Raw genomic sequence first — 11109 nt, forward strand, 5'->3', positions numbered from 1 at the left:
AGGTGGGACTTTACTGGCGGAGCACCAGCAGCCGCACTTCTGTCATGTCTTCCATGGCGTACTTCACGCCCTCGCGGCCCAGGCCTGAGCCCTTCACGCCGCCGTAGGGCATGGTGTCGACCCGGAAGCTTGGCACGTCACCGACGACGACCCCGCCCACCTCCAACTCGTCCCAGGCCCGCATCGCCCGGGACAGGTCCTGCGTGAACAGACCTGCCTGCAGGCCGTAACGGCTGTCATTCACCCGGCGCAGGGCCTCGTCGAAGTCGCGGAACGGCTGGAGCAGCACCACCGGACCGAAGGCCTCCTCCGCGCACAGCGCCGCGTTTTCCGGCACATCCTCCAGCACGGTGGCTTCGAGCAGCGCGCCGCGCCGCCCTCCTCCCGTCAACACCCGAGCCCCTCGCTCCACGGCCTGATGGATCCATCCCTCCAGCCGCCGCGCCGCGGGCTCGTCAATCAGCGGCCCCAGCGTGGTGGATTCATCCCGGGGATTGCCCGCGCGCAGGGCTTTCGCCCTCGCGACGAGCTTCTCCCGCAGGGCGTCGTACAGCGACTCGTGTGCGAGCACTCGCTGCACCGAGATGCAGCTCTGCCCCGCCTGGAAGAAGGCCCCCTGGGCGATGCGGTCCGCGACGAAGTCCAGGCGCCCGGCCTGGTCCGCGTCCACCACGCAGGCCGCGTTGCCACCCAGCTCCAGCACCACCTTCTTGCGGCCGGCTCGGGCCTTCAAATCCCAACCCACCTTCTCCGAGCCGGTGAACGACAACAGCTTCAGCCGGTCGTCCTTGATGAAGGGCCCCACGTCCTCCAGGCGAGTGGGCAACACGGAGAAGGCGCCTTCGGGCAGCGCTGTCTCCGCGAGCACCTCCGCCATGAGCAGCGCGCTCACCGGCGTGCGGTCCGACGGCTTGAGGACGAAAGGGCAGCCCGCGGCGATGGCGGGCGCCACCTTGTGCGCCACCAGGTTGAGCGGGAAGTTGAACGGCGTGATGAAGGAGCACGGCCCCACCGGCACGCGCTGCGTGAAGCCCCGGTAGCCCGCCGCGCGCTGAGACACCTCCAGGTTGAGGACCTCTCCGCCGCCGCGCACCGCCTCCTCCGCCGCCGCCTTGAAGGTCTCGATGAGCCGGGTGACCTCCGCCCGCGCGTCGCGCAGCGGCTTGCCCGCCTCGATGCAGAGCGCGAGCGCGAACTCCTCCGCCCGCTCCTGGAAGCGGCGCACGCAGTGCTCCAGCACCTGCTGCCGGGCATACGGCGCCAGCTTGCGCATGGGCCCCGTCGCGCGCACCGCCGCGGCGATGGCCTCCTCCACGGCGGCCGCGTCCGCCACGGCCACTCGCGTGACGACCTCCCCTGTGTACTTGTCGGTGACGGGCAGCTCCGCGTTGGGCTGCCTCGGGCGGTTGGCCACGTAGTACGGGTAGCGCTCAGCCAGCATGACGTTCCTCTCCTTCGCGTGTGTGCCCATGGCTCACGACTCCACCCGGGGACCGGCACCGAGCGCCCGCGCGGTGTCCGTGTAATCAATGGGCAGGTCGATGACGTGCACGCCGCCCGACTCCAGGCAGCGCGTGAGTGTGGCGCCGAACTCGGTGGCGCTCGCCGGGCGGTGGCCTCGTGCTCCGTAGGCCTCCGCGTAGCGGACGAAGTCGGGATTGCCCAACGTCATCCCGAAGTCGTGCAGGCCCATCTCCTCCTGCTTCCAGCGGATCATCCCGTAGGCGTCGTCGCGGACGACAATCACGGTCAGGTCCAGCTTCAGGCGCACCGCCGTCTCCAGCTCCTGCGAGTTCATCATGAACCCGCCGTCACCGCAGACGGCCACCACCTTGCGCCGGGGGTGCACGAGCTTCGCGGCGATGGCGGACGGCAGGCCCGCGCCCATCGTCGCGAGCGCGTTGTCGAGCAGCAGCGTGTTGGGCCGACGGCAGCGGTAGTAGCGGGCGAACCACAGCTTGTACATGCCGTTGTCCAGGCACACGACGCCGTCATCCGGCATGGCGCTGCGCACCTCCGCGACCAGCCGCGCGGGGTAGATGGGGAAGCGGTCATCCGCGGCGCCACTGACGAACTGCGCGTCGAGCCCCGCGCGCGACTTCTCGAACGGCGTGAAGTCCCAGTGCGAGCGCGGCCCCACTCCCTCCGCGATGCGCCACACGGCGTTCGCCAGGTCTCCCGTCACCTGCACCTGCGGGAAGTACACGGGGTCCACCTCCGCCGAGGAGAAGTTCAGGTGGATGACCGTGCGGCGGCCGTCGCGCATGACGAACGGGGGCTTCTCGATGACGTCATGGCCCACGTTGAGGATGCAGTCCGAGGCCTCGATGGCGCGGTGGACGAAGTCGCCGTCGGACAGCGCGGCCGTGCCCATCCACAGTGGATGTGTTTCATCCACCACGCCCTTGCCCATCTGCGTGCTGAAGAAGGGCAGCCCCACGCGGTCCACGAAGGCGCGGAGCATCTCCGACGTCAGCTTGCGGTTGGCCCCCGCGCCAATCATCAACAGCGGGCGGCGGGCCGACGCGAGCGTCTCCACCGCCTGGGCAATGGACGCCTCGTCCGCCACGGGCCTGCGCGCGACACCGGGCGACAGGGGCACGGCGTCGGTGGGCTCGCGCGCCACGTCCTCGGGCAGTTCCAGGTGGGTGGCGCCGGGGCGCTCCTCTTCCGCGCGGCGGAAGGCCTCACGGACCGCCGAGGGCACGTGCTCCGCGGAGACGAGCGTGCGGGTCGACTTGGTGAGCGGCCGCATCATCCCGACGACGTCGACAATCTGGAAGTGTCCCTGCTTGCTCACCTTGATGGGCTTCTGGCCGGTGAGCATCACCATGGGCATGGCGCCAAGCTGCGCGTACGCCGCCGCGGTGACGAGGTTGGTGGCCCCCGGCCCCAGCGTCGCCAGACACACGCCCGCGCGTCCGGTGAGCCGTCCCTGCGTGGCGGCCATGAACCCGGCCGCCTGCTCGTGCCGTGTGACGACCAGGCGCATGCCGGCGGTGCGCATGGACTCCAGCAGGTCCAGGTTCTCCTCGCCGGGGAGTCCGTACACACAGCGCACGCCCTCCGCTTCGAGCGCCTTCACGAACAGATCCGATGCCTTCATGGGGTGCCTCTCCTTCGGTGACGAGGAAGATGTACCCGGGGGCCTCGATTCGTACATTTGTCTGTTTTCATCGAGTCGATAGATGCCGTCTATGATGGCGCCATGGAGCTCCGACACCTCCGCTACTTCTCCGCCGTCGCGGACGCTCTGCACTTCGGACGCGCCGCGCGGCGGTTGCACGTCTCCCAGCCCACGCTGTCGCACCAGATCCACCAGTTGGAGGAAGAGGTCGGCACACCGCTCTTCGAGAGGGCTCGCACCGGGGTGCGGCTCACACAGGCAGGGGAGCTGTTCCGCACGTATGCGTCCCGTGCGCTGGAGGACGTGAACGCGGGCCTGTCCGCGGTGGGCGCGTTGCGAGGACTCGCCACGGGGGCGCTGCGCGTGGGCTATCCCCCGAGCATGCGCGGCCTCGTGGTGCCGGCGCTGACAGCGGTGCTCCGCAGACATCCCGGGCTGGCGCTGAGCGCGCAGGAGGCCGTGGTCCGGAAGCTGGAGCGGCAGCTGGCGGACGGAAAGCTGGACGTGGGCCTGGGCTATGCGCCCGCGCGTCTGGCGGACCTGGACGCGGAGCCCGTCTTCGACAGCCGGCTCGCGCTCGTCGTCGCACGGGGGCATGCACTGGCGGGCGCGGAGTCCGTGGGGGTGAAGCTGCTCGCGGAGGAGCCGTTCGCGCTGCTGTCACGCGGCCTGCGGGTGCGCGCCCGCGTGGACGCGCACTTCGCGGCGATGCGGTTCGCGCCTCGCATCGCGCTCGAATCAAACGCGGTGGCCACCGTGCTGGCCATCGTCCGCGCGGGGCTCGCCGTCACGGTGCTTCCGGAGCCACGACTCGCGGATGCGGAGCGGCTGGTGGTGAAGCGGCTGTCCCCCGCGCCCCGCTCGGAGCTGGCGGCGCTCCTCTGGCGTAAGGGTGCCCCGCGCACACCCGCGGCGGAGCTGTTCGCGGCCGAGGTCCGGACACGGGCGAAGGAAGACGTGGGTTAGGCGAAGGCTTCAGCCCCAGGGCCGCAGCCAGAGCACCCATCCCGCCAGGCCCAACTGCACGACCAGGGTCAGCGTCGCGCCGGCCGCCTGGATGGGATTCGTGCGGAGCAGTCCGACCGCATGCGCCAGCCGCGCCACGAGCAGCGCACCGCCGAAGACATGGAGCGCCGTCGAGTTCCCACCGCTCAGCTCCGCCAACAGCAGCAGGATGAGCGCCAGGGGGACCTGCTCGACGTTGTTGCCATGCGCGCGGATGGCGGACCCGAGGCCGGCATGGCCTCCGTCGCCCCGGAACACCTTGAGCTTCGTGCGGACCATGCTGACGTTGATGGAGAGCGCCACCGTGAGGAAGGCGTTGAGCGCGGCGTAGAGCGAAGTCACCGGGACCAGGGAGAGCGTGCCGAGCAGGGGATTCGTCAAGGAGAGAGCCTCCAACCACGAGAAGGCTGGGACGCTAGCCGTTTCATGACGCCCGTGGGATGTGACGACTCCTGCGTTGACGCCGCGAGGGTTGACTGTGACCCTGCGTCCCGTGTCCTTGAACCCTCAGACGGAAGCGTTCTTCACGGCATCAGGCGTTCGGCTCCGGCGGCGGGGGTCTCGTCCAGGCGCCTTCAACTGGCTGATGCTCCCGGGCGGGCCGGGGATTGGCTCCGAGAGCCTATTCAGCCTGGCGGACGCGTTGGACGTTCCCGGGACGTGCTGGATGGTGGACCTGCCGGGAGACGGGTCCAACGTCTCTCCTCCCGGTGCGCCCCAGAATCCCTACGGCGTGTGGCCGAGGGTCCTCATCGAGGCCGCCCAGGCACTTCCGAACTGCGTCTATCTGGGGCACTCCACGGGCGGCATGTATCTGCTGTCCGTGCCGGAGCTGGAGTCGCTCCTCGTGGGCATGGTGCTCGTGAGCACGGCGCCGGACGCGAACTGGCGTGCGCCGTTCTTCGAGATGACCCAGCGCCATCCCCTGCCCGAGGTCGACGCCGCGACCCGGCGTTATGAAGCCGAGCGCACGGATGAACGGCTCCGCGACATCGCGGTGGCGTCGGCGGAGTGGAACTTCACGCCGGAGAGCGTCGCGGCGGGGCGCGAGCTGTTGCGGCGGATGCCCTACAACCGCGCGGCGGTGGACTGGTCCGACCGGAACTTCGATGAGACGTACGTCCACACCTGGTGGCCGCGCTCCCTGCCCACGCTCATCATCAGCGGCGCCGAGGACCGCATCGTCCAGCAGACGCCCTGGTCGCAGCCCGCGTTCCAGGGGCCGCACATCCTCCACCAGCGGGTGGAGGGCGCCGCGCACTTCCCCTGGATGGAACGCCCGGACGCCGTGGCTTCCGCGATGCGCGCGCTGGTCGCCCGGATGACGCCACATCCCTGAGTCCCCAGGTCTTGCACCGGCGTACGTCCTCGCCGAGCATCGCCCCGTGTCTCCCCTCCCCCTTCACGTCCTGGCTGACCGCTTCGTGCGCACGCGCGCACAGGAAGCCGCGCTCGTCCTGGGCGCGGCGCTGTGCACCGCGCTGTTCGCCCAGGTCTCCATCTCCGTGCCGGGCTCACCGGTGCCCATCACGGGACAGACGCTCGCGGTCGTCCTCACGGCGGCGGCGCTCGGCCCCGGGCGTGGCCTGACCGCGCAGGTCGGCTATCTCCTGCTGGGCGCGGTGGGACTGCCCTTCTTCGCGAAGGGCGCCAGCGGATGGGGAGCGCTCGCCGGTCCGACGGGCGGCTTCCTGGTGGGCTTCCTCCCCGCCGCGTTCCTCGTGGGCCTCGCGGCGCGCCATGGATACGACCGGCGGTGGTGGACGGCGGTTCCGCTCTTCCTCGCGGGCCAGCTCCTCGTCCTGCTCATCGGCGTGTCGTGGCTCCACGTGAAGGCCGGGCTCGACTTCGCCACGGCATTCCAGAAGGGCTTCGTTCCCTTCATCCCCGGGGGAGTGCTCAAGGCCGTCATCGCCGGCCTCGTCATGCCGCTTGCCTGGAAGCGCTTCCGGCATGGCGCGCCGTGAAGAAGCGCGGTCATGCCCCGGAACGGCCGAGCCACTCCTCGAACCGCGTCTTCCGCCTGCGCGGCCCCCAGGTGACGGCTCGGCGTGCGCCTCGGCTCCCCATGCGAGCACCAGCGCAAGGGCCAATCTGAAAGGTTGGGACAGGGATGCGTGACCTCCCACATGGGCACGCTAGCATCGCGGATGCTCGCGCAGTGCCGCTCTTTCCCTCAGTCCGAGCTGCGTCCAAAGCCCCTTGATTGCGTCAAGGCGCCGCCCGTCCACCGACCTCCGGAAAGCGTTGGTAGGCGCGCTTGAGTGCATCCAAATGGGCGGGGTTTTCCAGGTCGAGCGGCGCGTCGGTGAGCTGTACGACCCAGCCGCCGGATGCCGTTCGACGCGCTCGCGAGAGCAATTCAGCGTCGCGGGTCGGGTCGGGGAATCCAAGGGTCCGCGAGGCAGCGGCTGACCAGTAGTTCAGCCACCCAAGGTAATAGGGGATCTCTGGTGCGCGGATCTGATCGAGGAGCTTGAGGGCCGGCAGCCCCCGACGTGGGGACGGCGGCCCTTCCAGTGTGGGGGCTGTCTGATACGCGATGTCCAGCGCAGCGTCATCCGGCGTCGCATGCCCCCAGAACGCGCAGGCGCCCTCCGCTACTCGCTCCAGCATCTCCCCCGCTGCCGCGATAACGGCCGCATCTAGCGGTAACTCCGCTTGGACGTCGAGCAGCGGCTGACCGCCCGGTCCGAGGCGTCCCGACCTCCCCCTTCCTGAAACCGTCACGGGGTAGCTCTCGTCGCCATTGCACAGGAGTGGGAGCTTTCCGCGTGGTGTCGCCTCAATGAGCCAAGCGTCGCGTTGAGGTAACTCGATAGGGCGCCCTCCTTTGCCCACTTCCCAATTCAGGCGCAAGCCGGGCAGCGCCCGTTCCATTCCACGGACGACCGCGAGTGTGCGGCCATCATTGGCCACGAGCACTGGCGCGTAGACGGTCAGATCGAGGCGTTTCTGAGTGGTCATCGCTTGCATCCTGTGACGACGACATTGAGGAATCGATTCGCTCGCAACAGCGCGTCTTTGTGCGCTTGGGTGCTCACCCCGATCACGCAGCCATATCCGCATGCCGCCGCTGCGTCTTGCTCCCTTTCTATTTGCTCCAACTCCTTCGCAATCTCCTGCCTCCGGATGAAGTCATTGTACGAGTCGAATCGATGAGTCTTGATCTCCCACAGCACGCGCACGCCAACTTGCAACGCATCGAAGCGCACGCCGCCAACAAGCACATCCATTCCGGGATAACGGTTGGGTGGGAACTTGTCGGCGCATTCATCATGCGGGGCGTCCTCGCCCGCGTGGGGCACTGGAACAGGCTCGCAACTGGCGCGGCCCGTCCTATCCACAGGCACAGGTGGCACCGGGGGCTGCCAGTCCTGCCCCGCTGGCTCGGGCTTCAGCTTGGGCTTGCGTTGCGCTTCAGCTTCCCTGGAGGACACCTTCGTTCCTCGTGAGGTCCCTGCTTCTTCGGGGTAGGCGTGGCGGAGTTCGTATGAATCCAGCGCTTCTTTGATGGCGACGGCGACCACCACCACGCCAAGCACGATCACGGCGCCCACAACGATCTCAGGAGCCACCAGAACGCAGAGCCCGACTCCCATGGCACCAGCGCCAGCGGAGGCGACCGCGCATCTTCCCTCAGTGTCGTGGAACTCGATCCGGTCATGGTCGAGGGCCTGATAACACCGCTCCACCAGGACGGGCCAAGGCTGGAAGCCTCACGGACAACGCACTGCCCGCCGTCCGTCCAGGGCAGCGCCGCCGCTCGCTGGAGATGGGCAATCCTTGGGTTGCGCGCCGTCGGCCTTCCAGGGCTCGGAGGAGTCGTAGCGCACGCCGTGAGGAAGAGGAGGAGCGCGGCGCAAGCACGGAGCCGCATGTCTATGAACCGTTCTTCGGCGCAAGAGCGGAGCGACGGGAGGCGTTCAGCTCGGAAGGGAGCGTGTCACGGCCGATGCAGACAAAGCCGAAGCGCGGGAAATAGTCCGCGGCCGTCGTGGTCAGCAGGTACAGCACTGGGAGTCTGTCTTCATCGGCCTTCGCAAGAACTCGCCGAACCAAGTCGGAACCTACGCCCAGCCCCTTCACCTTCTCCGCGACGGCAACGGAGCGGAGCAAGCCGCCCGTGGCGTAGAGCTCCAGCCCGGCGACAGCGAGCAATGTTCCTGCCTGCTCAGTGACATGGAAGTGCGGAAGGTGCTCAGTCACCCCCTGGAGGGGCAGCCCAGCCGAGGAAAGAAGAGCCTGGATCGCAACCAGGTCACCGGGGCGGGCAGCGCGTATCGTGAGGGTCATCGACGCCACTCCTCTTGGGACAGAAGGACCAACACACGAGAGCGCACGTCGTCCCGGCTCTCACGCACGCGCTCCAGTGATTTACCCTTGAGGTCTTCCAGAGCCAATCTTCCCGCTTCAAGCCAGGCACGAAGGGGCACGCATCCCCGCATCCCATCCAACGCCGTACGACGCCCAGCTCCGAGCATCACGAGGGCCGCCCCCTGGACGTCCAGTCCGAGTTCGGCTTCCTGTCGCGGGTGACTTGCGCGAGTGACTCCAGCGCTTCAAGCGTTCCGACGCCGTGACGGTGCTCGCGCAGATGGACGCGGGCGAAGTACTCATCCTCGACGGGCAGCGGCACCTGGGCATCAACAAGCGGACCGAACTGCTCGCCCGAGTGGCCAGGCCTGACGAGAGTTCGGAGAGCCTCCTCGAATGCACACGGCGTTCGCTGGGTGAAATGCAAACGCATGCACCCGGAATGTCTTTGCGGCTCAGGGAGGAGACACGGCGACGCGCTGCCCCACGGCGCCAAACTCCAGGTGTGTCACCTTCGCGCGGGGCGGCCCCAGCGCGGGCAGGATGAACCACGCCGCACCCACCAGCGCCTGGGGCCTGCGCAGCGTCACCCCCGGCTCCAACACCCGCTCCACGATGCCGTCGGGGCCGTGGAAGGTGACCCGCAGCGTCTGGGGCACACCGAGCGCCCGGACATAGAAGGCGTAGCGCTCGATGCCGTGGCCCAGGCTCCGGGACGCGAATCCGAGCACCTCCAGGTTCCCCTGCCGCACGGACAGGGGCGTGATGCCGTCAGGCAGGGGCGCGGGCTGGGGCAGCGGCGCGTCCAGGTCATAGGCCCGCAGCGCGGCCTGGGGCGGCACGCCGGGCACGGGCGCGTAGGGCTCCGCGAGCGGCGAGACGAGATACGGGTGATACCCGCGCTCGTGCGCGAGGGCCACGTCCGGAGCCCTCCGGTACGTCATGCGCCCGCTCCAGAACATGAGGTTCAGGTTCTCGAAGTTGAGCGGCGGATCCGAGTCCAGCGCGGCGAAGACGACGCTGCGCTTCGGCGTGTTCCGGGACAGCGCCAGGCCCACCTCGCGCGAATAGCTGACGTACAGCTCTTCGAGGTGCGCGTCCTCGTAGCGCGCCTTCTCCACCGGCAGGGTGATGGCCAGGTGCCAGGCGAGCACGCCTGACGCCGCGAGCCCCAGCACCCCGGTCAACCATTCGGGCCGGCGCGCCAGCCGCCACACCACGGCGGTCATCGCCCCCGCGAAGAAGACCATCACCAGCCCTTCGGCGAGCCCCGGAAGCGTCCGCGTCTGGTCCCAGGACGCGGGGAGCGACTCGCGCATGCGGGTCAGCGCGGGCAGGTGCTCCATGGCCAGCGGCGTGCCGAGCGCCGCCAGCAACAGCGCCGCGAGCGTCGGATGGCGCCACGCGTCCGAGCCCGCGATGGCCAGCGCGGCGAGGACCGCGGGCACTGCGCCCCAGGCAATGGCCGGGACCTTCACCGTGCCCAGCGACAGGACGAGCCACGTCGCCCCCACCCACAGCGCGAGCCCCACCGTCTCCAGATCCCGCTTGCGCACGGCGCGCACCAGCAGCCAGCAGAACGCGACCAGGGGCAGCACGTTCGGGAGCGGCTGGAAGCTCGTGCGGTTGACCTCGTTGAGGACGGCGTCCAGCGGGCGGCGCCAGGGGCCCACGTCCACGGTCGGATCAGGGAAGAGGTGCGCTCGTGTGACGCGCGACTCCAGGTCATGCAGCTCCGGCCAGCGCCACCCGGAGTAGAGGCTCCAAGGCGCCGCCACCACTCCGGCCGCGGCCACCATGGCCAGCACCGTGGCGAGCCTCGGGCCCGGACAGAAGCGCAGCCGGCTCAAGGCCCACAGCGTCGCGGCCACGCCCAGCGGGGTCAGCGCGAGCCCCGTCTTGCAGAGGAAGCCCAGCCCCACCACCGCTCCCGCCGCGAGCCCCCACCGCCAGGAGTTCTCCCGGGTGGCGTGGAAGAGCAGCGCCACCGCCACGGCGTTGCACCCCGCCAGCGTGCAGTCCGTCACGTCCCCGAAGAAGCGCCCCTGCACCAGCTGCCAACCGAAGGGCAGCGCCAGGAACCCCACCGCCGCCAGCGTGGCCCACAGCCGCCCCGCGGGCCGTCTGGCGATGAGGTAGATGGCGGCCCCCGCGGCCAGGTGGCCCAGGAGCGAGGCCAGCCGCAGCGCGAGCGGCGTCACACCCACGACGTGCATCATCAGCGCCCCGAACCAGAAGGGGCCCGTGGGCTTGTGCATCCAGACGTTCGCGGCCCACCAGTGCCGGATGTCGCTCGGGTAGAGCGGATCCTTGTAGATGTGCGGCGTGAAGAAGGTGTCGTGCGTGCCGCGCGCGGCGGCCTGATGCATCGCCTCGTCCCAGTTGTAGATGGCGGGATGGGCCAGATGCGGCGCCAGCTGCGCGAGCCCCCACACCACGAGCGCCACGACAATCAGGCCGTCGAGCTTCGTCCGGTACGGGTCAGGGGCGCGGTAGGTCTGGAGGGGGGCGTTCATCGGAAGGGGGCAATTCACCACCCACGCCCTGGGACCGCAAGCCGCGCAGGAGCGGCCGCCCGAGCCGATTCCGGAGCAGGAACGGACCAGACGCCGCAGGTCCGGACCGTGTGTCCGCCCCCGGTTTCGGGCCCAATCCCCTCC

At 69.4% G+C, this 11109-nt stretch carries 10 protein-coding genes; 3 read left to right on the top strand and 7 right to left on the bottom strand.

Annotated elements, in window-relative coordinates; genetic code table 11:
* Nucleotides 1-10: 10 nt before the first annotated feature.
* On the bottom strand, nt 11-1441 hold the full coding sequence (locus D7Y15_RS22825; RefSeq protein ID WP_121753902.1) for an aldehyde dehydrogenase family protein: 1431 nt from the start codon (nt 1439-1441) through the stop codon (nt 11-13).
* A 33-nt stretch (nt 1442-1474) separates the two neighbouring features.
* Nucleotides 1475-3106 (bottom strand): acetolactate synthase large subunit, encoded by a 1632-nt coding sequence (locus D7Y15_RS22830; protein WP_121753894.1) that lies wholly within the window; start codon nt 3104-3106, stop codon nt 1475-1477.
* 102 nt (nt 3107-3208) lie between these two features.
* Here D7Y15_RS22830 and D7Y15_RS22835 point away from each other — a divergent pair, with 102 nt between their 5' ends.
* On the top strand, nt 3209-4093 hold the full coding sequence (locus D7Y15_RS22835) for a LysR substrate-binding domain-containing protein (RefSeq protein ID WP_014395108.1): 885 nt from the start codon (nt 3209-3211) through the stop codon (nt 4091-4093).
* 9 nt (nt 4094-4102) lie between these two features.
* Here the strand turns inward: D7Y15_RS22835 and D7Y15_RS22840 are convergent, their stop codons facing one another.
* Nucleotides 4103-4513 carry an MAPEG family protein gene (locus D7Y15_RS22840; RefSeq protein WP_158629091.1) on the bottom strand — a complete coding sequence of 137 codons (411 nt, stop codon included), beginning with the start codon at nt 4511-4513 and terminating at the stop codon, nt 4103-4105.
* A gap of 205 nt (nt 4514-4718) precedes the next feature.
* Here D7Y15_RS22840 and D7Y15_RS22845 point away from each other — a divergent pair, with 205 nt between their 5' ends.
* Nucleotides 4719-5471, top strand: coding sequence for an alpha/beta fold hydrolase (locus tag D7Y15_RS22845; RefSeq protein WP_121753896.1), 753 nt, complete (start codon nt 4719-4721; stop codon nt 5469-5471).
* A gap of 85 nt (nt 5472-5556) precedes the next feature.
* The gene (locus tag D7Y15_RS22850) at nt 5557-6099 is read left to right on the top strand and encodes a biotin transporter BioY (protein ID WP_233605053.1); all 543 of its coding nucleotides are present in this window, start codon (nt 5557-5559) and stop codon (nt 6097-6099) included.
* A gap of 244 nt (nt 6100-6343) precedes the next feature.
* Here the strand turns inward: D7Y15_RS22850 and D7Y15_RS22855 are convergent, their stop codons facing one another.
* The 4 genes from D7Y15_RS22855 to D7Y15_RS22875 all read right to left on the bottom strand — a co-directional run bounded on the left by D7Y15_RS22855 (nt 6344) and on the right by D7Y15_RS22875 (nt 10965).
* Nucleotides 6344-7099, bottom strand: a complete 756-nt coding sequence (locus tag D7Y15_RS22855; RefSeq protein WP_121753898.1) for a DUF5953 family protein — start codon at nt 7097-7099, stop codon at nt 6344-6346.
* Complete coding sequence (locus tag D7Y15_RS22860; protein ID WP_306466099.1) at nt 7096-7734, bottom strand: DUF6310 domain-containing protein; 639 nt, start codon at nt 7732-7734, stop codon at nt 7096-7098. Before D7Y15_RS22860 ends, D7Y15_RS22855 begins: the two co-directional genes overlap by 4 nt.
* Nucleotides 7735-8014: 280 nt before the next feature.
* Complete coding sequence (locus D7Y15_RS22865; RefSeq protein ID WP_121753899.1) at nt 8015-8428, bottom strand: GNAT family N-acetyltransferase; 414 nt, start codon at nt 8426-8428, stop codon at nt 8015-8017.
* A 476-nt stretch (nt 8429-8904) separates the two neighbouring features.
* Nucleotides 8905-10965, bottom strand: coding sequence for a glycosyltransferase family 39 protein (locus D7Y15_RS22875; protein ID WP_121753901.1), 2061 nt, complete (start codon nt 10963-10965; stop codon nt 8905-8907).
* Between the last annotated feature and the right edge of the window lie 144 nt (nt 10966-11109).

The sequence above is a fragment of the Corallococcus sp. AB030 genome (assembly GCF_003668965.1).
GTDB lineage: Bacteria > Myxococcota > Myxococcia > Myxococcales > Myxococcaceae > Corallococcus > Corallococcus exiguus.